The organism is Streptomyces griseomycini (assembly GCF_014203535.1).
GTDB classification, from domain to species: Bacteria; Actinomycetota; Actinomycetes; order Streptomycetales; family Streptomycetaceae; genus Streptomyces; species Streptomyces griseomycini.
In genome coordinates, this window is the sequence record NZ_JACHJI010000011.1 from 165,997 (window position 1) to 187,809 (window position 21,813).

Consider the following 21,813-nt stretch of genomic DNA (forward strand, 5'->3'; position numbering starts at 1 on the left):
CCCGCCGTCCGCTGCCCGGAGGTCCCGTGCCCGACGTCCGCGAACACGTCCTCACCGGCACCCGGGGTGCGCTGACGGTGCGCGAGTGGTCCCGCGACGGCCCCCGGTACCTCGCGCTCGTGGTGCACGGCTACGGGGAACACGTCGGCCGCTACGCCGAGCTGGCCGGCGTGCTCGTCGCGCACGGGGCCGTGGTGGCCGGTCCCGATCACATGGGGCACGGCAGGTCGGCGGGCGAGCGGGTGCTGATCGAGGACTTCGAGGACGTGGTCACCGACCTGCACACCGCCGCCGGGCTCGTGCGCAGCGCCCACCCGGACCTGCCGCTCGTCGTGATCGGCCACTCCATGGGCGGCCTGATCGCGGCCCGCTACGCCCAGCGGCACGGCGCCTCACTGGCCGCGCTGGTGCTGTCGGCGCCCGTGATCGGCGCCTGGGAGCTGCCGGGGCGGCTGCTGGCCCTCGACGAGATCCCGGACGCCCCGATCAGTCCGGCGGCGCTCTCCCGCGATCCCGCGGTCGGCGCGGCGTACGCGGCGGACCCGCTGGTCTGGCACGGCCCGATGAAGCGGCCGACGGTGGAGGCGTTCGCGCGCGCCCTGGACACCGTCGCGCGGGGCGGCGACGTCGGCCCGCTCCCGTTGCTGTGGCTGCACGGCGACGACGACCGCCTGGTGCCGCTGCCCGGCAGCCGCGTCGGAGTGGAACGGCTGAGCGGCGGCCGGCTGACCGAGCGCATCCACCCCGGCGCCCGGCACGAGGTGTTCAACGAGACGTGCAGGGCGACGGCGTTCGACGACCTGACGCGCTTCCTGGACGGCGTTCTCGCAGGCTGAGGCGCCCCTGCCCGCCGGCCGGGCCGTGTTTGTGCCGGTGGGGCCGGGGCACCCGCGCGTCCATGGAGCGGTTGCGGAGCGCCGCCCGCGCGGACGAGGACCCCGCTTCGTCCCTCTCCGTCGGTGAGGCACCGTTCCGCACCGCCTTGGACGCATCGAGGAGGAGCAGCATCCCATGACCGTTGTGAGGAGCACCCTGCCCGACGAGGCCCGCCGGGTCTCCTGCGAGGCCCTCCAGGACACCCTGGTGGACCTGCTCGGGCTGTCACTGATCGGGAAGCAGGCGCACTGGAACGTCGTGGGTCCGCGCTTCCGTTCGATCCACTTCCAGCTGGACGAGGTGGTCTCGGCCGCGCGCACCCACGCCGACACGGTGGCGGAGCGGGCCGCGGCGCTCGGCGTGCCGCCGGACGGCCGTCCGGAGACCATCGCCAAGGTCTTCTCCCTGCCGGCCCCGAAGGAGGGCTGGCTGCGCGACTCGGACGCCGTGCAGGTCCTGACGGAGGCGCTCGGGGCGGCGATCGCGCGGCTGCGCGAGCGCATCGACGCCACCGAGAAGGCCGACCTGGTCACCCAGGACCTGCTGATCTCGATCACCGCGGAGCTGGAGAAGCAGCGGTGGATGTTCGAGGCGGAGAACTTCCCCGGCGAGTCCTGACCGCCGCACCGCACCCGTACGGACCGGCCGGCGCCCGCGTCTCCCCGCGGACCGCGCCCGGCCGGAGCACGAACACACCTGAGGGGCACATCATGGGCGACGCCCTCGACATCGACGCGCTGTGGAACGACTTCCACCGCGTGGTGAACATGACCTCGGCGGAACTCGCGGCCTGGCTGCGGGTGCGCGACGCCGGCGAGGAGACGGAACCGCTGCCGGACCAGACGGGCGGCGACACGGGGCAGCACGTCCTCTCCATCCTGCAGAAGCGGCGTACCGACCTCACCGAGGACGACCTGCGCGTGATGGAGGAGGTCGTGGACACCGTCACCGCGCAGACGGACGTGGAGAACGAACCCGTGGCCGAGGACACCCCCCGCCGGCACCGTCTGATGTCGCTCGGCCACGACCCGCTCAAGGCGTAGCCGTGGCCGGCCGCGACGAGCGGGTCGTCCGCGCGCTCGTCGACGCCCACGGCCGGACGTACGCGGAGGAGGCGGGCATCCGGCTGGAGGACGCCCCGCAGCCGCTGTACCGGCTGCTGGTGCTGGCCCACCTGCTCAGCGCCCGGATCCGCGGGTCGGTCGCCGTGGCCACCGCCCGTGCCCTGCACGAGGCGGGGCTGCGCGACCCCCGCCGCATGGCCGGTGCCGACTGGCAGGAGCGGGTGGACGCCCTCGGCCGGGGCGGCTACCGGCGCTACGACGAGCGCACCGCGACCCAACTGGGTGAAGAAGCAGAGTTGTTGATCGAACGCTGGGGCGGCGACCTGCGCGGGCTGCGCGAGGAGGCGGGCGGCGAGGTCCCCGAACTGCGCCGTCTCCTCCAGGAGTTCCCCGGTGTGGGCCCGGCCGGCGCCGACATCTTCCTGCGCGAGGTCCAGCGCGTCTGGCCCGGGACCGCCCCCTACCTGGACGCCAAGGCGCTCCAGGGCGCGCGGCGGCTGGAGCTGCCGCAGGACCCCGACCGGCTGATCGCCCTCGCGGGGCGGACCGAACCGGCCGTCCTCGCGGCCGCGTTGGTGCGCGCGGCCGTCGACGAGAAGGTGGCCGAGGACACCCTGGACCGGGCCGGTCCCTGACCGGCCCCGGGCGGGCCGCCCCTGCTTCCCCTCGCCCCTCCCCGGTCCCCTCGTTCCCGGGACAACGTGATCACCGCGCGGCACAATGACCGCGACGGCCGGCTGCGGCCGTACCGGCAAGGGAGAGGGAGAGACCGTGAGTGAGAGCCACACCCCGTCAAGCGGCTCGGCGAGGCCCGACACCGGTGTGGCGCACAACGCGCGCGTGTGGAACTACTGGATCGGCGGCAAGGACAACTACGAGGTCGACCAGCGGGTCGGCGACCACGTCGCCTCGATCATCCCGGTCATCCGGGACATCGCCCGGGCGGACCGGGAGTTCCTGGGCCGGGCGGTGACGTACCTGGCCGGCGAGCGCGGTGTGCGGCAGTTCCTCGACATCGGCACCGGGCTGCCGACCGCGGACAACACCCACCAGATCGCCCAGCGGATCGCGCCCGACTCGCGGATCGTGTACGTCGACAACGACCCGATCGTGCTGGCGCACGCCCGCACCCTGCTGACCGGCACCCGCGACGGCGCCACCGACTACATCGACGCCGACGTGCACGACCCGGACGCCATCCTCGAGCGGGCCGCCGGGACACTGGACCTCGCCCGGCCCGTCGCGGTGATGATGCTGGGCATCCTCAACTTCGTCCTCGACACCGGCAAGGCCCGCTCCATCGTGCGCCGCGTCATGGGCGCGGTGCCCTCCGGGAGCTTCCTCGTCCTCACGCACCCCACCTTCGATCCCGAGGTCGGCGGCGAGGACCAGGTTCCCGCCATGAAGTTCTGGAACGAGAACGCCACTCCCCCGATCACGGCGCGCGGCGCCGCGGACATCGCCGCGTTCCTCGAGGGGCTGGAGCCGGTCGAGCCCGGCTTGGTGTCGTGCTCGCAGTGGCACGCCGCGTCCGGCTCCGCCGTCGTGGTGCCCCAGTACGGCGCGGTGGCCGTGAAACCCTGACGGGAGCCGACGATCCGGCCGCGCCCGCCGAGGAGGACGCATGACCGCCCTGGCCGACCCCGTGCCCGGTGGACGTCCCGGTGACGTCGAGGCGGCCACCGCGCTCAGCGGTGAGCTGACCGGCCGGGGGTGCACGGCGTCGTGCTGACCTGCGTCGACACGGCGGGCGCCGGCCGGGTGGACCGACCCGGACCGCGCGGGGTTCGAGTCCCTGCCGGCCGAGGGGGACGCGTGGCCCGGCGTCTCCCCTTCGACGGTCCCGTCGGCGTGGCCGTGCGCCGCCACTGCGCCCCCCCGGCTGGGCCTGCCCCGGCACGCGTCCGCCGAGGAGTACCCGGCCCGGCGCACGGAGCTCGGCGGCGCCGAGGCGACCCGGCGCTTCCTCGCGGCCTCGGGCACGGAGGTGTTCTGCGTCGACACCGGCCACGCCCCCGAGCCGATCACCATGCCGCCGGTGACGCACGAGGTCGTACGCCTGGAGGGCGTCGCCGAGTCCCTGGCGGCCGCCGGTGTCGAGCCGGACGGGTACGCCGGTGCCTTCCGCGCGGCCGCGCCGGAGGCCGTGCGGCGGCCCGGGGCGGTGGGCGTGGAGCCGGTGGCGGCCTACCGCACCGGCTTCGGCCTGGACCCGGCCCGCCCCTCCGACGCTGAGGTCACCGGAGCCGCCGCACGGTGGCTCCCGGCCGGCGGTCGTCTGGCCGACCCCGTGCTCGTCCGGCACCTGCTGTGGACCGCCGTGGACCTCGGGCTGCCGCTCCAGCCGCACACCGGGTTCGGCGACGGCGACCTCCGGCTGCGCCGCGCGGGCCCCGCGCTCCTGACGGACTGGCTGCGCCTGACGGCCGGCACGGTCCCGGTCCTGCTGCTGCACTGCCGGCCCTGCCGGCGCCGGGCCGCCTGCCTGGCGGCCGTGTTCGAGCAGGTGTACCCCGACCTCGGGCTCACCCTGCGCCACGTCGGCCCCGCCCGCGCCGGCGCGGTGCTGGCCGAGGCGCTGGAGATCGCCCCGTTCCGCAAGCCGCTGTACAGCTCGGACGCCTACGGTCTGGCCGAGTTCCACCACCTGGGCGCGCTGGCCTTCCGGCGGGGCCTGGCGGAGCTGTTGCAGGAAAGGGTGGACGCCGATGAACCGGCCCTGCCGGACGCCCTGCGCCTCGCCGTCCCGGCGGGGCGGGACCACGCCCGCCGGGTCTACCGGCTGTCCGGCGGCGCTCCGGACGGCGACTGAGCCGCGTGGGGCGGGTCACAGTCGCCGCGGGGCGGATGCCCCACGAGCGGATCGCTGAAAGTATGATCAAGCAATGTCTGACATGACCGAGACCACGCCCGGTTGGCTGTCCTCCGACGATCTGGAGATGGCGCGCGCCCGCATGCCGATCCTGTACGTCGAGGCCGTCCCCGTGCGCGTGGACGACAGCGGTGAAGTCACCAGCGTCGGCCTGCTGCTGCGCATCGGACCCGACGGGACGGTCAGCCGGACCCTGGTGTCCGGCCGGGTGCTGCACCACGAACGCGTCCGCGACGCCCTGCTGCGTCACCTGGAGAAGGACCTCGGCCCGGTGGCGCTGCCGCGCGTCCCTGCGTCGCTCCAGCCGTTCACGGTCGCGGAGTACTTCCCCACCCAGGGCGTCACCCCCTTCCACGATCCCCGCCAGCACGCGGTGTCGCTGGCCTACATCGTGCCGGTGACGGGTGACTGCCGGCCCCGGCAGGACGCGCTCGACCTGGTGTGGTTCAGCCCGCAGGAGGCCGTGTCACAGGCGGTGCAGAGCGAGATGCCGGGCGGGCACGGGGTGCTGCTGAAGCAGGCGCTGGCGCACGCGGGCTGCGCGGTCTGACCGCGCCCCGGGGACCCCGCGGGCGCGTGGCCCCCCGGGCCGTGGGCCGCGGGGTCAGGGGCCGGCCGTGCCGTCCTGGTGCGTGAGGTTCGTTCCGGTCGACGGGTCGAAGACATGGGCCTTGCCCATGTCGACCCGGAGGTCCACGGGCGCGCCCTCGCGGGCGCGGGTGGCGGCGTTCAGCCGGGCCACGATCTGCGGGGCGGCCCCGGTGTCGCGCGCGCCGGAGTCCGTGGCGAGCTCCTCCAGTTCGGCGGTCGTCACCGGCCCGCCCTCCGCGCCGAAGTAGACGTACGCGTCCGAGCCCAGCGACTCCAGCACGTCCACGGTGGCGGTGATCACGGGGCCGCCCGTCTCGCGCGCCAGGCCCGCGTCCTCGAAGGCCTCCGGGCGCAGCCCGACGATGACCTCGCGGGGCGCGTTCCGCCGCTCCAGCACCCTGCGCACGCGGTCGTCGAGCGGCAGGTCGCCCAGCGGGGTGCGCAGGGTCCCGCCGGACAGGGAGGCGCCCACGAAGTTCATCGCCGGGGAGCCGATGAAGCCCGCGACGAACAGGTTGCGCGGCATGTCGTAGAGCTGGGCGGGGGTGCCGATCTGCTGGACCAGGCCCTGCCGCATGACCACGACCCGGTCGCCGAGGGTCATCGCCTCGGTCTGGTCGTGGGTGACGTACACGGTGGTGGTGCCCAGGCGGCGCTGCAGCCGGGAGATCTGGGTGCGCATCTGCACCCGGAGCTTGGCGTCCAGGTTGGACAGCGGCTCGTCCATCAGGAACGCCTCGGGGTCGCGGACGATGGCCCGCCCCATGGCCACCCGCTGGCGCTGGCCGCCCGAGAGGTTGGCCGGCTTGCGGTCCAGCAACCCGGTGAGGTCGAGCACCCGGGCGGCCTCCTCGACCTTGCGGTCGACGGTGGCCTTGTCCACCTTCGCCAGCCGCAGCGGGAACCCCATGTTCTCGCGCACGCTCATGTGCGGGTACAGGGCGTAGCTCTGGAACACCATGGCGACGTCGCGCTCCTTGGGGGCGAGGTCGTTGACGACCCGGCCGCCGATGCGCAGGGTTCCCTCGGTGATGTCCTCGAGCCCGGCGATCATGTTCAGGGTGGTGGACTTGCCGCATCCGGACGGGCCGACCAGGATCACGAACTCCCCGTCGGCGATGTCGAGGTCCACGTCCTTGACGGCGAGGGATCCGTCGGGATACCGCTTGGTGACCTTCTCGAGGACGATCTCGGCCATGGGTGGTGCCTCCTTGCCGTCGGGCTCATCCCTTGACCGCCCCGGAGGTCAGTCCGGCGACGATCCGCCGCTGGAAGAGCAGGACGAAGATGATGATCGGGACGGTGATCACCACGGCTGCGGCGGCGATCGACCCGGTGGGCTGCTGGAACTGCGAGCTGCCGGTGAAGAACGCGATCGCGGCGGGCACCGTCCGCGCGGACTCGGTGGACGTCAGCGAGATCGCGAACAGGAAGTCGTTCCAGCAGAAGATGAACACGAGGATGGCGGTGGTGAACACGCCCGGCGCGGCGAGCGGCACGATGACCAGCCGGAAGGCCTGCGCGGGCGTGGCCCCGTCCACCTTGGCGGCCTTCTCCAGGTCCCAGGGGATCTCCCGGAAGAACGCCGACAGGGTGTAGATCGCCAGCGGCAGCGAGAAGGTCATGTACGGGATGATCAGCCCGAGCCAGGTGTCGAAGATCCCGATGATCCGCTCGATGTCGAACAGCGGGGACACCAGGGAGATCGGCGGGAACATGGCGATCAGCAGCGACATGCCGATGAGGACCCGCTTGCCGGGGAACCGCAGCCGGGCGACCGCGTAGGCGGCCATGGTGCCGAGGACCACCGCGATCACGGTGGCGATCAGGGCGATGCCGATCGAGTTGATCAGCGCCCGCGTGAACTCGGAGGTCGCGAAGATGCCCCGGTAGTTCTCCCAGGTCCAGTCGCGCGGGACGTAGGAGCCGTCGGAGAGGGTGCCGGGGTCCTTGAACGACAGTGCGGCGATCCACCACACCGGGAACAGGGCGTACAGCACCACCACGACGTTGACGACACCCCACCGGGTGGCGTGCGTCTTGCCCGCGGCGGCCATCAGCGCTTCACCTCCGCGCCCGGTGCGGCGGCGCCGAACAGCCTGACGAAGGTGAAGGCGATGATCCCGACGCAGAGGAAGATCAGGACCGAGATCGCCGACCCGATGCCCAGGTTCAGCGCGGTGAACAGGTTGTCGTAGCCGAGGATGGACAGGGAGCCGGTGCCGTGGGCGCCGGAGGTCAGGACGTAAATGTTGTCGAAGATCCGGAACGCGTCCAGGGTGCGGAAGAGCAGTGCCACCAGGATGGCCGGCTTCATCAGCGGCAGCGTGACCTTGGTGAAGCGCTGCCAGGGGGTGGCGCCGTCCACCATGGCCGCCTTCAGGGTCTCCTCGGGGACCAGGGCGAGGCCGGCGAGCAGCAGCAGCGCCATGAACGGGGTGGTCTTCCACACCTCGGCGAGGACGATCAGCCACAGCGCGAGCCACTGCTCGGTGAGCGGGGCCTCACCGCTGGGCAGCAGTTCGGCGAGGTAGCCGAGCTCGGGGGTCCAGGCGTACTGCCAGGAGAAGGCGGCGACGACGGTGACGATGCCGTAGGGGACGAGGACCGCGGTGCGGACCGTGCCGCGCGCGAAGAGCGTGCGGTGCATCACCAGGGCGAGTCCCATGCCGAGGACCAGCTCGACGGCCACCGACACGACGGTGATGAAGAGCGTGACCCAGAAGGCGTCCCACCAGTACGGGGAGGAGAGCACCGCCCCGTAGTTCCTCAGGCCCACGAACTCCGCCCGCGCCGGGAAGCGCAGGTCGTAGCGCTGGAGGGACAGGTAGACCGCGTAGCCGATGGGGTAGGCGGTCACGGCGAGCATGACGAGGACGGCCGGTGCGCACAGCAGCCAGCCCAGGCGCCGCTCCTGCTTGGCCCCGGCGGAGAGGACCGGTCTGCCCCGCGCCGGGTCTGCCGTCGTGCTCACGGGATCACACCTTCGGATCGCAGGGCCTCGTCGATCTGTTCCCCGATGGTGTCGACCGCCCTCTCCGGCTGGATCGCGGACGGCGGGGACAGCGTGTGGGAGATGACGATCGACACGTTCTGGTAGGCGGGGGTGAGCGGCCGCACGCTCCCCGACTCCAGCGCGGCCAGCACCTCCTCGGAGAAGGGGTACGCCTTCCTGAACGCCGGCTCGTCGTACAGGGCGCGCAGGGTGGGCGGCAGTCCGCCCTCGAGCGCGGCGGTGAGCTGGTTCTCCCGGTCGCGCAGGCACAGGGCCGCCTCGAAGGCCAGGCCGGGGTGGCGGGAGTGGGCGCTGACGGCCAGGTGGTTGCCGCCGACGGTGGGCCGGGCCGGGCGGTCGGCGTCGACGCGGGGATAGGGCGCCCAGCGGAAGTGCTCGAACAGCTCCGGGTTGTTCGCCTTCATCGACGGATAGACGAAGGGGTAGTTCAGCTCGAAGGCCGCCACGCCCGACTCCATGGCGAGGCGGTTCTGGTCCTCCATCTGGTTGGGCAGGGAGGGGTCGGCGGCCGGGGAGTCGGCGAGGTCCCGCATGATCGTGGCGGCCCGCACGGCCGGCGGGCCGAGGGAGGGCCCGGTGGCGCCCGGGTCGAGGACGGCGCCGCCCGCGCTGTTGACCAGGGTGTTGAACCAGACGGTCAGGCCCTCGTACTGGGCGCCCTGGATCTCCACGTGGTGCGGTTTCCCCCGCCGGGCGAGGTCGCGGGCCATGTCCAGCATCTCGGACCAGGTCTCGGGCGGGGTGGGCACCAGGTCCTTCCGGTACCACAGGAGCTGGGTGTTGGTGTTGTACGGGACGGCGTAGAGCCCGTCCTTCCAGGTGGCGGTCTGCAGCGGGACGCGCAGGGTGCCCTCGGTGGCCCGCCGCCCGGTCTCACCGGTCCACTCCCGGATCCAGCGGGCCTCGGCGAACTCGGCGACCCAGGTGACGTCCAGGCCCAGGATGTCCATGGAGGTGTCCTCGGCGGCGAGCCTGCGCACCAGCTGCTGGCGCTGGCCGTCGGCGCCCCGGGGCAGTTTCCGGTAGCTGATGCGGTAGCGGCCGCCCGACGCCTCGGTGCAGCGGTCGGCGGCCTTCTGCAGGGCGCCGGAGTCGTCGGGGAAGTTGTACCAGTCGAGGGTGGGGCGGCCGGTGTCCTCGTCGCCGCCGCAGGCTGCGAGCGCGGAGGCCAGCAGGGTCAGCGCGACCAGCGCACGCGCCCGTCGCGCCCCTCGGGGGCGTCTCCACACGCGCTCCACACCTCGCTTCCGGGACGGCGGCGCGGGCAGGGGCCACGCAGCGGCTTACCCGGCGAACGTTAAGCAGCGCCTGGAGCGACATCAAGGACATGAGATGACGAATCACCCGTCATGCCCAGCAAGCACCCCGGAAACGACGCGGAGGCCGTGTCGGATCTCTCCGACACGGCCTCCGCACCACGACTCCCTCGAGTCGGGACGACAGGATTTGAACCTGCGACCCCTTGACCCCCAGTCAAGTGCGCTACCAAGCTGCGCCACGTCCCGGTGCCCGTCTGACCTGGGGATTCCCCCGGCCGAACGCGCACGGAAACAATACCGCACTCGGGGCGGTGATCGCGCACCCGTTTACCGGAGGGCACCGTCCGACGGGTCTTGACCTGAAGTTTGGTTGAGGTTGCACGATCGCTGTATGACGATCTTCGAGGAACACACGCGTCCCCACGGGTACGCGGATCTGCCGGGACTGATGGCTCTGATGACCGGTGACGAGAAGCACGGTCCGGCCGCGACGTCCACGCTGGACGTGCTGTGGGTGCTCTACGACCGGGTGCTGCGGGTCGGACCGGAGCGGATGGACGACCCCGGGCGGGACCGGTTCCTGCTGTCGAAGGGGCACGGGCCGATGGCGTACTACGCCGTACTGGCCGCCAAGGGGTTCCTGCCCGTGGACTGGCTGCCGGGTTTCGGCTCGTACGACTCGCCCCTCGGTCACCACCCCGACCGCCTCCTGGTGCCGGGCGCCGAGATCGGCAGCGGGTCGCTGGGGCACGGGCTGCCGATCGCGGTCGGCACGGCGCTGGGGTTGCGCGCGCAGGGCCTGGACGAGCCGCGGGTGTGGACGCTGATCGGGGACGCCGAGCTGGACGAGGGCAGCAACCACGAGGCGATCGCCTTCGCCGGGCCCGCCGGCCTGGAACGGCTGCACACCGTGGTCGTCGACAACTCCTCCGCCAGTCACGCCCGGCCCGGCGGGATCGCCGCCCGCTTCGAGGCGGCGGGCTGGTCCGCGCTCACGGTCGACGGCCGGGACCACGAGGCGCTGTACGCCGCGTTCACCGCACCGCATCCGGGCCGGCCCCACATGGTCGTGGCCCGGGTCGAGCCCAAGAACGCCTGAACGCCCTCCGTCTCCCCCCTTGTCGACCCGAGGTCGACCCGAATGATGCGAACCGTGGAAAGGACCGATCTCCGTGGACACCATGCGTGACCGTTTCGCCCCTGTCGTCACCCGACTGCTCGACGAGGACCCGCGGGTCGCGGTCGTCCTCGCCGAGATCGGCAGGGACGGCTTCGCCGAGGCACTGCGCCGGCACCCGGACCGGGTCGTCAATGTCGGCATCCGGGAACAGCTCCTGGTCGGGGCGGCCGCGGGGATGGCGCTGACCGGGCTGCGGCCCGTCGTGCACACCTTCGCGAGCTTCCTCGTCGAGCGGCCCTTCGAGCAGCTCAAACTGGACCTCGGACACCAGGGCGCGGGCGCGGTGCTGGTGAGCGCCGCCGCCTCCTTCGACTGGCCGGCCGGCGGGTACACCCACATGGCGCCGGGCGACGTGGCGCTGCTGGACACCCTGGACGGCTGGGCCGTGCACGTGCCGGGGCATCCGGACGAGGCCGAGGCGCTGCTGCGGCACGCGGTGGCCGCCGGTGACGACAAGGTGTACGTGCGGCTGTCCGTGCAGTCCAACGCGCGGGCGCTGCCCGTGGACGGGGAGCGCTTCCGCACCGTCCGCGAGGGACGCTCCGGTGTCGTGGTCGCCGTCGGGCCGGTGCTGGACGCGGTGCTCCACGCCACCGAGGGCCTCGACGTCACCGTCCTGTACGCCACCACCGTCCGCCCCTTCGACACGGCCGGCCTGCGCCGCGCCACCGCGGCGGCCGGGACGGACGTCGTCCTCGTCGAGCCGTACCTGGCGGGCACGTCGACGGCGGCGGCGAACGACGCGCTCGCCGACGTGCCGCACCGGGTGCTGGGGCTGGGCGTGGGCCGGGCCGAGCTGCGGCGGTACGGGCGGGTCGAGGAGCACGTCGCCGCGCACGGCCTCGACGCGCGGTCGCTGCGGGAGCGCATCGGGGGGTTCCTGGCCGTGGACGGGGTGGTGCCGGCGGGGGCGTGAGGCGGTCACCCCGGCGACCAGCAGTACCCGCTGCGTTCCGGCACCGAGGCGGCGGAGCCCGCGAGGGCCCGGCCGACCGGCGTCATCGCGAGCGAGCCCGCCACGTCACAGGCACGGATGCGGTCGTGGCCGCGGCTGAGGACACGCGGCCGGACCGCCCGCGCTCCCCCGGCGCCCGTCCCGGCACCCCCCCCGGTGCTTCCCCGGCGTCGCTCACGGCATGTCCGGGCGCCTCCCCCGCACCCGTCGCGCCGCCGCTTCCGGGCCGCCGCGCCGTCCGTCGTGGTGGCGGCCGGAACCCCCCTCCGGCCCCGGCCGCCGCTCACGGTCCTGGATCATGCCACGGGGCACTGACAACGCCCCGGGAACTTCAGTCCGCGGGCGGGAGGCCCAGCCGGGGGTGCGCCTCCAGCAGGCGCGACGGGGCCGCCTGGCGCCAGGAGTCGGCGAGGATGTCGCGCAGTTCGGCCTCGTCCTCCAGGGCGGCGAGGCGGACCCTGACCCAGGCGAACTGCGCCTCGTGGCCGGCGATCCAGAACTTCTCCGGCTCGGCGAGGGCCAGTTCGTCGCGCTCCTCCTTCGGGCAGCGCACCGCGAGGGAGGTCTCGTCCTCGGGCAGGGTGGCGAACATCTTCCCCGCGACCCGGAACGTGGGCATGCTCCAGGCGACCTTCTCCGTCGTGTCCGGCAGGGACAAGGCGATCCGTCGTACGTCTTCGGCTTCGGGCATGGCAGGGACCGTAGCGGTCACCACTGACAATCACCCGGGGAAGCGGGTGCCGTGCCCGCTCCCGGGCGCTTGTAGTAGAGCGTCGTCGGCCGCAGCACCCCGCCCGGGTCCGCCGCGTAGTCGGGGATCGTGCCGACGGGGGTCCAGCCGGCCGAGCGGTAGAGGTGCTCGGCGGGGCTGTCGGTCTCGGTGTCCAGGTGCAGCAGGGTGACGCCCCGCGCGGCGGCCTCCTCCTCCGCGGCGGTCAGCAGCCTGCGGCCGAGACCCCGGCCGCGGGCCGTGCGGTGCACCATCAGCTTCACCAGTTCGGCGCGGTGGCGGCTGTTGGGCCTGTCGGGCAGGGCGAGGCCGACCGTGCCCAGCACCCGGCCCGGCTCCTCGTACGCCACCCACACCACGAGCCGGCCGTCGGCGACGGCGGCGGACCGCTCCCGCCACCACGCGGCGGCCTGCGTGCGGTCGAGCGGTGCGAGGAAGCCGACGGAGGCGCCTCCGTCCACGGCGTCGGCCAGCAGGTCGGCCAACTCACCTGCCCGTTCGGCGAGTTGGTCCGCGTTCAGGCGCATGACGTTCACGGTCGCACCACCGCCAGTACGTAGCGCGCGTCTTCGGGGCCGGGGCAGCGGAACCGGGTGGGCCCCCAGACGCGCAGCCTGAGGCAGTCACCGCGGACGAGGTGGTGCTCGACGTCCTCGGCCGTCACGGCGAGGGCTCCGGCCAGGACCCAGATGTGCTGTTCCAGGCCGGGCACGGGCGGCCGGTCGTAGGCGAGGTCCGCGCCGGCGACGAGCCGTCCCTCGACGAGCTCGCCGCGCAGCCCGCCGTGCGGCGGGGAGACGGACCGGCGGACGAAACCGGAGGCGCGGTCCTCCCACACCGGCTGCTCGGCGGCCCGCACCACCGGCTGGGGCTCCGCCTCGACCTCGCTGAGCAGTTGGGACATGGTCCGCCCGTAGACGGCGCACAGGCGGTTCAGCAGGGAGGCGGTGGGGCTGGTCTCCGCCCGCTCGGTCCGGGACAGGGTGGACCGGCTGATCCCGCTGCGCTCCGCGAGCTCTCCGAGGGACCATCCGTGTTCGCCCCTGAGCTCGGCCAGTCGCGCGCCGATCCGGACGTCGACGGGGTCCGGGGCCGCCCCGGCCTCATCGTGTTTCACATCCGGGAGGGTATCCCAGGTCAGGGACGGACGGCTGTGGTCCCCGTCACCCGCGGCCGCCGAAGGCCGCCGGCGTCCGCTCCAGCACCGGCAGCGCCCGCACCACCCGTCCGGACCGGATCAGCAGGTCCCACGCGGGCTCGAACTTCTTCCGGCCGCCCGCGTACGCGAGGTGCCGCATCCGCTCGGGGCGGCCGGGCCGGGCCGCCGAACCCCGCCGGATGCGCGACCAGCGGGAGGAGTCGCGGTAGGCCCGCCGGTAGCCGTCCTCCAGCTGACGTGGCGTCATCCCCCTGGGCCGGTAGACGACGTGGCGGGTGTCGTACAGGTCCCGGTCCCGGTGCACGATGCGGTTCTCGGACTCCAGCTGCCTCCACGGCCCGGTCGACGGACACGGCGTCATGATGAGGTGGTGGCCGGGCAGGCGGTCGGTCTCGGCCAGGGCGTCGTCGACGGCCCGGGTGCAGAAGGACCTGCCGCCCTCGAAGAAGGCGTCCTGGTAGCAGGAGTCGCAGTGGTGCGGGCAACCGCGCGAGACCACGATCGAGTTGGGGACCGGGTAGAGGTGACGCGTGATCAGGTCGCGGCGCACCGGGGCAGTCCGGCGAGGATGCGGCCGGTGGAGTCGTAGCGGCGGCCGGTTCCCCGCGCCTACGCCCCCTCCGCCGCCGCGCTGAGCGCGTCCAGCACCGGCCGGATCAGCGGGTGCTCCTCGGCGCCCCGGCGCACGGCGGCGAAGACCCGGCGGGTCGGCGCCACACCGTCGACCGGGCGGACGACGACGCCCGCGAGGTCCATGCCGCGCAGCGCCGAGCGGGGCACGAGCGCGACGCCCACGTCCGCCGAGGCGAGGGCGACCACCGCGCGGAAGTCGTCCGAGGAGTGCTCCATCCGAGGCTGGAAACCGGCGTTCTCGCAGGCCAGGACGACCACGTCGTGGCAGGGGTTGCCGGGGTACGGGCCGATCCACGGGTCCTTGGCCAGTTCGGCGAGCGGCACCTCGGCGCAGTCGGCCAGCCGGTGGGTGACGGGGACGACCGCGTCGAACGGCTCGGCGTACAGCGGTACGTGGGCCAGCCGCGGGTCGTCGGCGGGCGGTGCCCCGCGGTACTCGACCGCCACGGCGACGTCGACCTGCCGGTCCAGCACCATCGGCAGGCTGGCGTCGCCCTCGGCGTCCTGGACCCGGATGCGGATGCCGGGCGCGGACGCGGCGAGCCGGGCCACCGCGGGCGCGACGACCTCGGCGATGCCGGTCGCGAAGGCGGCGACCGTGACGGTGCCGGCCGAGCCCGCGCCGTACGCGGCGAGCTCGGCCTCGGCCCGCTCCAGCTGGGCGAGGACCGCGTTGGTGTGGCTGAGCAGGATCTCGCCGGCCGGGGTCAGCCGTACGCCCTTGGCGCCGCGCTCCACGAGGCGGTGGCCGGTCTCCTGCTCCAGGGCGGTGAGCTGCTGGGAGACGGCCGAGGGGGTGAGGTACAGCGCGGCGGCGGCCGCCGTGACCGTGCGGTGGTCGGCCACCGCACGGAGGATGTGGAGCCGCCGCGCCTCGATCATGGGACCGATTGTCTCAAACGCCGCGGTGCGCTCCGCTCAGGCGTCGAGCTCCGCACGGGCCGCGACGAAGGCGTCCACCGCGCGGTTCACGTCGTCCGTGGAGTGCGCCGCCGAGAGCTGGACGCGGATGCGGGCCTGGCCCTGCGGCACGACCGGGTAGGAGAAGCCGATCACGTACACCCCGCGCTCCAGCAACAGCTCCGCCATGCGGCCGGCGCGGGCCGCGTCGCCGATCATCACGGGGGCGATGGCGTGGTCGCCGGGGAGGACGTCGAAGCCCTCCTCGGTCATCCGGCGGCGGAACAGGGCGGTGTTCTCGGCGAGCCGGACGCGCAGGTCGTCGGCCGACTCCAGCAGGTCGAGGACCTTCAGGGAGGCGGCGGCGATCACCGGGGCCAGCGTGTTGGAGAACAGGTAGGGGCGGGAGCGCTGGCGCAGCAGGGCGACGATCTCCGCGCGGGCGGCGACGTAGCCGCCGGAGGCGCCGCCCAGCGCCTTGCCCAGGGTGCCGGTGACGATGTCGACGCGGTCCATGACGCCGTGCAGCTCGGGCGTGCCGCGGCCGCCGGGGCCGACGAAGCCGACGGCGTGCGAGTCGTCAACCATGACCATGGCGCCGTGGCGGTCGGCGAGGTCGCAGATCTCGCCCAGCGGGGCGACGTAGCCGTCCATGGAGAAGACGCCGTCGGTGACGATCAGCGTGCGGCGCGCGCCGCCCTCGGCGGCCTCCTTCAGCTGCCGCTCCAGGTCCGCCATGTCGCGGTTGGCGTAGCGGAAGCGGCGGGCCTTGGAGAGCCGGATGCCGTCGATGATCGACGCGTGGTTCAGCGCGTCGGAGATCACCGCGTCCTCCGGGCCGAGCAGCGTCTCGAACACGCCGCCGTTGGCGTCGAAGCAGGAGGAGTACAGGATCGTGTCCTCCTGGCCGAGGAACGCCGACAGCCGGGCCTCGAGCTCCTTGTGCACCTCCTGGGTGCCGCAGATGAAGCGCACGGACGCCATGCCGTAGCCCCAGCGGTCCAGGGCCTCGTGGGCGGCGGCGATCACCTCGGGGTGGTCGGCGAGGCCGAGGTAGTTGTTGGCGCAGAAGTTGAGGACCTCGCCGGGACGGCCGCCGGCGGTGACGTTCACGGTGGCGGACTGCGGGGTGCCGATGACGCGCTCGGGCTTGTGCAGGCCGGCGGCGCGGATCTCGTCGAGGGTGGCGCGCAGGTCGTCGCGCACGGAGTCGAACATGGGGGGCTCCCTGAAGGTGCTTGCGGACGAGGGGGAAGGGTCAGGCGGTCCAGTCGAGGATGACTTTTCCGCCCTTGCCGCTGGCCGCGTCCTCGAAGGCGGCCTCGAAGTCGCGGTAGTCGTAGCGGCCGGTGATCACCGGGGCGAGGTCCAGGCCGCCCTCCAGCAGGACCGACATGGCGTACCAGGTCTCGAACATCTCACGGCCGTAGATGCCCTTGACCGTGATCATCGAGGTGACGATGCGGGCCCAGTCGACCGGGAACTCCTCGGCGGGCAGGCCGAGCATCGCGATCCGGCCGCCGTGCGTCATGTTGGCGATCATGTCCCGCATGGCCTCGGGGCGGCCGGACATCTCCAGACCGACGTCGAAGCCCTCGCGCAGGCCGAGGGCGTGCTGGCCGTCGGCGATGGTCGACTCGGCGACGTTCAGCGCCAGGGTCGCCCCGATCTTGCGGGCGAGCTCCAGGCGCTCCTCGCTGACGTCGGTGATCACGACGTTGCGCGCACCGGCGTGCCGGGCCACGGCGGCGGCCATCAGGCCGATCGGGCCGGCCCCCGTGATCAGGACGTCCTCGCCGACGAGCGGGAAGGACAGGGCGGTGTGCACGGCGTTGCCGAACGGGTCGAAGATCGCGGCGACGTCGAGGTCGACGGGGACGCGGTGCACCCAGACGTTGCCGGCGGGGAGCACGACGTACTCGGCGAAGGCGCCGTCGCGGCCGACGCCGAGCCCCACCGTGGCCCGGCACAGGTGGCGGCGTCCGGCCAGGCAGTTGCGGCACTTGCCGCACACCAGGTGTCCTTCGCCGCTGACCCGGTCACCGGTCCTGACGTCGGTGACGTCCCGGCCGGTCTCGACGACCTCGCCGACGAACTCGTGGCCGACGACCAGCGGGGTGGTGATCGCCTGCCGGGCCCAGCCGTCCCAGGCCCGGATGTGCAGGTCGGTGCCGCAGACACCGGTGCGCAGCACCTTGATCAGCACGTCGCCGGGTCCGACGGCGGGCTCCGGGACGTCCGCGAGCCACAGCCCGGGCTCCGCCTTCTGCTTGACCAGCGCCTTCAACGCTACGGCTCCTGAGGGTGAGTCCCGGTGCCGGGGCATGCCGAAGGGGCCCCGGTCCGGGAAGGGAGTGGAATCGCACTGCAATCTGCCGCACACCACCCTCACCGGTCCATCGAGGATTTCTTAAGCGCGGCCACAGCTTTCCTTCACGCCGTCACCCGTCCTCCCCTCACGGCGTCACCCGTCCGGCCGCGCCGCCCGGCTCACCGGGGCAGCCCGTCGTCCCGGCGCTCCAGCCGTACGACGAGATCCGCGGCCCGCTCCTTGATGGCCGCGAGCCCCGGCTGCCCCCAGGCCCTGGCCCGGACGTCGGTGACCGAGACGGTGCCGAGCACCATGCCGGTGCTGTCGATGAGCGGCGCGCCCAGGTAGGAGCGGATGCCGAACTCGTCCACGACCGGGTTGCCCGCGAACCGCGGATAGTCGCTCACGTCCTCCAGGACCAGCGCCTTGCGCCGGGCCACCACGTGGGGGCAGAAGCCGTGGTCGCGGGGCAGCGCCCGGCCGAGCAGGGCACCGGTGCCGTCACCGCGCACGACCGGTGCGACGGCCGGGGTGCGCAGACCGGCGAAGAACTGCCCGTGCTCGCCGAGGAAGTTGACCATGGCGTACGGCGCCCCCGTGAGCTCGGCGAGGCCGTACGCGAAGGCGTCCAGCTCGGGCTCGGGACGGTCTCCCAGTCCCAGTCCGCGGAGCCTGAGGGTGCGTGCCGGGGCCTCCTTGTCCTCGGGGGTGAGCAGCAGACGACCGGCCGGGCGCGGCGGGTCGTAGCTCATGGGCGGGCTCCCGGGGTACGGGCGAAGATCATGTACGGGCTCCGTGAGGTGTGCGGGGGTCACATGTGGGCGCCGTACCCCGTCGTGGGGGCCGGGGCGTGGGAGATGAGGTACCGGACCAGGGTCAGCAGGGTCTGGACGCCGGAGCTGGAGATCCGGGCGTCGCAGCACACCACGGGGACCTCCTCGGGGAGGTCGAGGGCGGCGCGCACCTCCCCGGGGTCGTAGCGGAAGGCGCCGTCGAACTCGTTGACGGCGACGATGAAGCCGAGCCCGCGCTGCTCGAAGAAGTCGACCGCGGCGAAGCACTCCTCCAGTCGCCGGGTGTCGGTGAGGATGACCGCACCGAGCGCGCCCTCGCAGAGTTCGTCCCACATGAACCAGAACCGCTCCTGGCCCGGAGTGCCGAACAGGTACAGCACGTGCTCCGCGTCGAGGGTGATGCGGCCGAAGTCCATGGCCACGGTCGTCTCGACCTTGTTCTCGATGCCGTCGAGGTTGTCGGTGCCGGCGCTGACCGTGGTGAGGAGTTCCTCGGTGCTGAGCGGCGCGATCTCGCTGACCGCACCGACGAAGGTCGTCTTGCCCACGCCGAACCCGCCCGCCACGAGGATCTTGAGTGCCGTGGGGAACGGTTCGGTGCCGGCGCCGTCGACGCGGTCAGAGCTGTCGTCGTAGTCCATCGAGCACTGCCTCCAGAAGGGCCCGGTCCGTCGGGGTGTGGTGGAACGCGGGGGGTTCGTCGGTCAGCGCCCCGCAGTCGACGAGGTCCGCCAGCAGCACCTTGGTGACGGCCACCGGCAGCCTGAGGTGGGCGGCGACCTCGGCGACCGGGACGGGGGCGCGGCACAGGTCGAGCGCCTGCGCGTGTTCGGGGCCGAGGTAGCCGAGGGGTGTGGTGCCGGTGGCTCTCACCTGCGACATGAGGTCGAGCGCGACGGTGGGCCGGGTGCGGCCGTTGCTGACCGTGAAAGGGCGCACCAGTCGACCGGCCGCGTCGTCGAGCCAGGGTTCGTCGCCGGCCGCCGTCACGTTCAAGGCCTCATCGCCGGGGGTTCGGCGGCCGGCTGCCGGGGGGCGGTCATCAGGTACGGCCGGACGCTCTTGACCAGCATCGCCATCTCGTAGCCGAGCACCGCCGCGTCGGCCTCGCGGCCGGCCAGCACGGCGAGGCAGGTGCCGGAGCCGGCGGTGGTGACGAACAGCAGCGTCGAGTCGAGCTCGACGACGACCTGGCGGACGTCGCCGCCGTCGCCGAAGCGGATGCCGGCGCTGCGGCCGAGGGAGTACAGGCCGGACGCCAGGGCGGCCATGTGGTCGGCGCTGTCCGCGTCGAGGCCGTGCACGGACTTCACCAGTCCGTCGCAGGAGAGCAGTACGGCGCTGCTGGTGTGCGGTACGCGTTGCACGAGGCCGCTCATCAGCCAGTCGAGATCGGATACATGGGCGGTCGGCGCATCGCTCGCCATGGTGGATCGACTCCTTGGGGTACGAAGGTCTGCGGGAGCGCTGGGCATGGGGGTGGGGGTCGGGGTGGAGAGGGGCGTGGTCATCCGGCGGGGGCGCTCCCGTCGTGCCGGACGGTGCGGTCGGGGTGGTCGGTGCGGGGTGCGGGCAGCGCCGGCCCGGTGCCGTCGGGCGCGGGGCGCTCGCCCGCGGGGCGGGCGGGGTCCGCGTGGCCGCGCTCCAGCTGCTGCTGGGACTCCGCGAGGCCGAACCCCCGTTGGAAGGCCGCCATCAGGTCGGGGTCGTGACCGGCGACGTGTTCGGTGTCCTGGCGGGGTGCGGGGGCGTCGCGGAGCTGGGGCGCGATGTGCTCCTGGGCGCGGCGGCGGGGCAGCCGGGGCCTGCCCATCGTGCCGCGCACCGTGCCGGTGCGCGGGGTGAGGGGAGTGGTCCCGTTCTCCGCGTGGTCGTGCCGGTCGTCGTGGTGGACGCCGGCCACGGCCTCGGCCGGGTCGGCCCGTACCGCGCGGGCTCCCCGCACGGGCAGCGGCGGGGCGACCGCGCCGCGCTGCGGCGGGGTGGCCGGAGGCGTCACGGGCGTGGGGGGCACCAGGGGACCCGGCACCGGTCCGCCGCCGTGCGCGGTCCCCGGCGCCGGCGCGTCCCCGGGTGAGGGGGCGAACGGCAGGTGACGGGCCGGCGGAAGCCCGTCGGTGCCGCCGTCGTGCGGCTGCCGGGCCGCGCCCTGTCCGCCGCCGGCGGCTCCCGGCTCCGTACCGAGCAGTGCCTGCGGCACCACGAGCACGGCCTGGACCCCGCCGTAGATGTTGGTCCGGAGGCGGACGTGGATGCCGTGCCGCCTGGCGAGCTGCGAGACCACGAACAGACCGATGCGGCCGTCGGCCAGCAGGCTGGCGACATTGACCTGGTCGGGGTCGGCGAGCAGGGCGTTCATCCGGTCCTGTTCGCCGACCGGCATGCCGAGCCCGCGGTCCTCGACCTCGACGGCGAGCCCGGAGGTGACGAGGTCGGCCCGCAGCAGCACCTGGGTGTGGGGGGCGGAGAACACCGTGGCGTTCTCGACGAGTTCGGCGAGCAGGTGGATGACGTCGGCGACGGCGTGCCCGCGCAGGGTGCCGTCGATCGGCGGTACGAGCTTGACCCGGGAGTACTGCTCGACCTCGGCGATGGCCGAGCGCAGCACCTCCGTCATGGGGACCGGGTTGCTCCACTGCCGCCGGGAGACGGCCCCGCCGAGCACGGCGAGGTTCTCGGCGTGGCGGCGGATGCGGGTGGCGAGGTGGTCGACGTGGAAGAGGCCCTTGAGCAGGTCGGGGTCCTCGATCTCGTTCTCCAGCTCGTCGAGGATCGAGATCTCCCGGTGCACCAGGGACTGCAGGCGCCGGGCGAGGTTGACGAACACCTCGAGCTTCTGTTCGCTGCCCGCCTGGCTGGAGAGCCGGGACGCCTGCACGACGGCGGTGACGGCACCCTCGTGCGCGCGGGCGAGGTCGGCGGCGAGCAGGTCGAAGTCGTCGGCGTCCGCGGCCGGTCCCCCTTGCTGCCGGTGCGGGGGCGGGCCCTCGCCACGGCGCAGCGTCTCGACGAGGGCGCGCAGGTCGGCCTCGCGCCGGGCGGTGCTCCGGCGCAGGGTGTCGATGCGGTCGTGCACGGACCGGGCGGCGCGGTCGGCGGCCACGGCGGCGATGACGATGCCGGCGAGCGTCACCGACGTCGCGCCGCCGAGCACGCCCCACAGGGTGGGGCTCGGCCGCGCCCCGGTCGAGCGGACGGTGAACAGCACGGCCGCACAGGCGCCGAGGGCCACCGCGACGGGCGGGAGGACGGCGAGACGCAGCAGTTGTGACCGTATGTGCGTCTCGGGCAGCGCGGGAGCGGTCCGGGCGGACGGCCGCCCGTGCCGTCCGCCCTCGCGCCGGTCCGGGCGGACGGCCGGGGCACGGAGGTCGGGCACCGGCTCCCCCGGACCGGTCCGTCGGTCCTGGGTCCCGGGGGAGCGGACGGCGGTGCGGCCGGGCTCGCGGGCCGCGACCGTGGTGCCGGTGGAC

At 73.6% G+C, this 21,813-nt stretch carries 24 protein-coding genes, 1 tRNA gene and 2 pseudogenes; 10 read left to right on the forward strand and 17 right to left on the reverse strand.

Annotated elements, in window-relative coordinates; all coding sequences use genetic code 11:
- Nucleotides 1–26: 26 nt before the first annotated feature.
- From FHS37_RS28305 to FHS37_RS28340, 8 genes and pseudogenes are all read left to right on the forward strand, one after another.
- Complete coding sequence (locus tag FHS37_RS28305; protein WP_184826321.1) at nt 27–836, forward strand: alpha/beta hydrolase; 810 nt, start codon at nt 27–29, stop codon at nt 834–836.
- Between the two features lie 175 nt (nt 837–1,011).
- Nucleotides 1,012–1,494: a Dps family protein gene (locus FHS37_RS28310; RefSeq protein ID WP_184826323.1), complete on the forward strand. Its 483-nt coding sequence runs from the start codon at nt 1,012–1,014 to the stop codon at nt 1,492–1,494.
- A 92-nt stretch (nt 1,495–1,586) separates the two neighbouring features.
- Nucleotides 1,587–1,919: a DUF3140 domain-containing protein gene (locus FHS37_RS28315; protein ID WP_184826325.1), complete on the forward strand. Its 333-nt coding sequence runs from the start codon at nt 1,587–1,589 to the stop codon at nt 1,917–1,919.
- A 2-nt stretch (nt 1,920–1,921) separates the two neighbouring features.
- Entirely contained in the window at nt 1,922–2,575 is a 654-nt protein-coding gene (locus FHS37_RS28320) for an HhH-GDP family DNA glycosylase (RefSeq protein ID WP_184826327.1), read from the forward strand.
- 136 nt (nt 2,576–2,711) lie between these two features.
- A complete protein-coding gene (locus FHS37_RS28325; protein WP_184826329.1) occupies nt 2,712–3,524 on the forward strand; it encodes an SAM-dependent methyltransferase in 813 nt (270 codons plus the stop codon).
- A 40-nt stretch (nt 3,525–3,564) separates the two neighbouring features.
- Nucleotides 3,565–3,704: pseudogene (locus FHS37_RS28330) on the forward strand (glutamine synthetase); the annotation flags it as partial.
- A 4-nt stretch (nt 3,705–3,708) separates the two neighbouring features.
- Nucleotides 3,709–4,752: pseudogene (locus FHS37_RS28335) on the forward strand (amidohydrolase family protein); the annotation flags it as partial.
- A 73-nt stretch (nt 4,753–4,825) separates the two neighbouring features.
- Nucleotides 4,826–5,362: an NUDIX hydrolase family protein gene (locus FHS37_RS28340; RefSeq protein ID WP_184826331.1), complete on the forward strand. Its 537-nt coding sequence runs from the start codon at nt 4,826–4,828 to the stop codon at nt 5,360–5,362.
- A gap of 54 nt (nt 5,363–5,416) precedes the next feature.
- Here the strand turns inward: FHS37_RS28340 and FHS37_RS28345 are convergent, their stop codons facing one another.
- From FHS37_RS28345 to FHS37_RS28365, 5 genes are all read right to left on the reverse strand, one after another.
- A complete protein-coding gene (locus FHS37_RS28345; protein ID WP_184826333.1) occupies nt 5,417–6,601 on the reverse strand; it encodes an ABC transporter ATP-binding protein in 1,185 nt (394 codons plus the stop codon).
- Nucleotides 6,602–6,626: 25 nt separating this feature from the next.
- Entirely contained in the window at nt 6,627–7,460 is an 834-nt protein-coding gene (locus FHS37_RS28350) for a carbohydrate ABC transporter permease (RefSeq protein ID WP_184826334.1), read from the reverse strand.
- Complete coding sequence (locus tag FHS37_RS28355; RefSeq protein WP_184826336.1) at nt 7,460–8,377, reverse strand: carbohydrate ABC transporter permease; 918 nt, start codon at nt 8,375–8,377, stop codon at nt 7,460–7,462. Before FHS37_RS28355 ends, FHS37_RS28350 begins: the two co-directional genes overlap by 1 nt.
- Nucleotides 8,374–9,648: an ABC transporter substrate-binding protein gene (locus FHS37_RS28360; RefSeq protein ID WP_229890118.1), complete on the reverse strand. Its 1,275-nt coding sequence runs from the start codon at nt 9,646–9,648 to the stop codon at nt 8,374–8,376. The genes FHS37_RS28355 and FHS37_RS28360 overlap by 4 nt, the downstream gene beginning before the upstream one ends.
- A gap of 202 nt (nt 9,649–9,850) precedes the next feature.
- Nucleotides 9,851–9,924 (reverse strand) — tRNA-Pro (locus FHS37_RS28365).
- Between the two features lie 145 nt (nt 9,925–10,069).
- Here FHS37_RS28365 and FHS37_RS28370 point away from each other — a divergent pair.
- Nucleotides 10,070–10,777 (forward strand): thiamine pyrophosphate-binding protein, encoded by a 708-nt coding sequence (locus tag FHS37_RS28370; RefSeq protein ID WP_184826340.1) that lies wholly within the window; start codon nt 10,070–10,072, stop codon nt 10,775–10,777.
- Nucleotides 10,778–10,850: 73 nt separating this feature from the next.
- Nucleotides 10,851–11,774, forward strand: coding sequence for a transketolase family protein (locus tag FHS37_RS28375; protein WP_184826342.1), 924 nt, complete (start codon nt 10,851–10,853; stop codon nt 11,772–11,774).
- A 370-nt stretch (nt 11,775–12,144) separates the two neighbouring features.
- Here FHS37_RS28375 and FHS37_RS28380 read toward each other — a convergent pair whose 3' ends face one another.
- From FHS37_RS28380 to FHS37_RS28435, 12 genes are all read right to left on the reverse strand, one after another.
- Nucleotides 12,145–12,504: an MmcQ/YjbR family DNA-binding protein gene (locus FHS37_RS28380; RefSeq protein WP_184826344.1), complete on the reverse strand. Its 360-nt coding sequence runs from the start codon at nt 12,502–12,504 to the stop codon at nt 12,145–12,147.
- 17 nt (nt 12,505–12,521) lie between these two features.
- Nucleotides 12,522–13,070 (reverse strand): GNAT family N-acetyltransferase, encoded by a 549-nt coding sequence (locus FHS37_RS28385; RefSeq protein ID WP_221500410.1) that lies wholly within the window; start codon nt 13,068–13,070, stop codon nt 12,522–12,524.
- Between the two features lie 5 nt (nt 13,071–13,075).
- Nucleotides 13,076–13,660: a helix-turn-helix domain-containing protein gene (locus FHS37_RS28390; protein ID WP_184826348.1), complete on the reverse strand. Its 585-nt coding sequence runs from the start codon at nt 13,658–13,660 to the stop codon at nt 13,076–13,078.
- A gap of 46 nt (nt 13,661–13,706) precedes the next feature.
- Nucleotides 13,707–14,252 carry a hypothetical protein gene (locus FHS37_RS28395; RefSeq protein ID WP_184826350.1) on the reverse strand — a complete coding sequence of 182 codons (546 nt, stop codon included), beginning with the start codon at nt 14,250–14,252 and terminating at the stop codon, nt 13,707–13,709.
- 59 nt (nt 14,253–14,311) lie between these two features.
- On the reverse strand, nt 14,312–15,217 hold the full coding sequence (locus FHS37_RS28400; RefSeq protein WP_184826352.1) for a LysR family transcriptional regulator: 906 nt from the start codon (nt 15,215–15,217) through the stop codon (nt 14,312–14,314).
- A 36-nt stretch (nt 15,218–15,253) separates the two neighbouring features.
- The gene (locus FHS37_RS28405; RefSeq protein WP_184826354.1) at nt 15,254–16,453 is read right to left on the reverse strand and encodes a glycine C-acetyltransferase; all 1,200 of its coding nucleotides are present in this window, start codon (nt 16,451–16,453) and stop codon (nt 15,254–15,256) included.
- Nucleotides 16,454–16,493: 40 nt separating this feature from the next.
- Nucleotides 16,494–17,522 (reverse strand): L-threonine 3-dehydrogenase, encoded by a 1,029-nt coding sequence (gene tdh / locus FHS37_RS28410; RefSeq protein WP_184826356.1) that lies wholly within the window; start codon nt 17,520–17,522, stop codon nt 16,494–16,496.
- Between the two features lie 203 nt (nt 17,523–17,725).
- Nucleotides 17,726–18,298, reverse strand: coding sequence for a GAF domain-containing protein (locus tag FHS37_RS28415; RefSeq protein WP_184826358.1), 573 nt, complete (start codon nt 18,296–18,298; stop codon nt 17,726–17,728).
- Between the two features lie 59 nt (nt 18,299–18,357).
- Complete coding sequence (locus FHS37_RS28420; protein ID WP_184826360.1) at nt 18,358–18,981, reverse strand: GTP-binding protein; 624 nt, start codon at nt 18,979–18,981, stop codon at nt 18,358–18,360.
- The gene (locus FHS37_RS28425) at nt 18,959–19,330 is read right to left on the reverse strand and encodes a DUF742 domain-containing protein (RefSeq protein ID WP_184826412.1); all 372 of its coding nucleotides are present in this window, start codon (nt 19,328–19,330) and stop codon (nt 18,959–18,961) included. The genes FHS37_RS28420 and FHS37_RS28425 overlap by 23 nt, the downstream gene beginning before the upstream one ends.
- A 2-nt stretch (nt 19,331–19,332) precedes the next feature.
- Nucleotides 19,333–19,767, reverse strand: coding sequence for a roadblock/LC7 domain-containing protein (locus tag FHS37_RS28430; RefSeq protein ID WP_184826362.1), 435 nt, complete (start codon nt 19,765–19,767; stop codon nt 19,333–19,335).
- A gap of 80 nt (nt 19,768–19,847) precedes the next feature.
- The gene (locus FHS37_RS28435; RefSeq protein WP_184826364.1) at nt 19,848–21,719 is read right to left on the reverse strand and encodes a sensor histidine kinase; all 1,872 of its coding nucleotides are present in this window, start codon (nt 21,717–21,719) and stop codon (nt 19,848–19,850) included.
- Between the last annotated feature and the right edge of the window lie 94 nt (nt 21,720–21,813).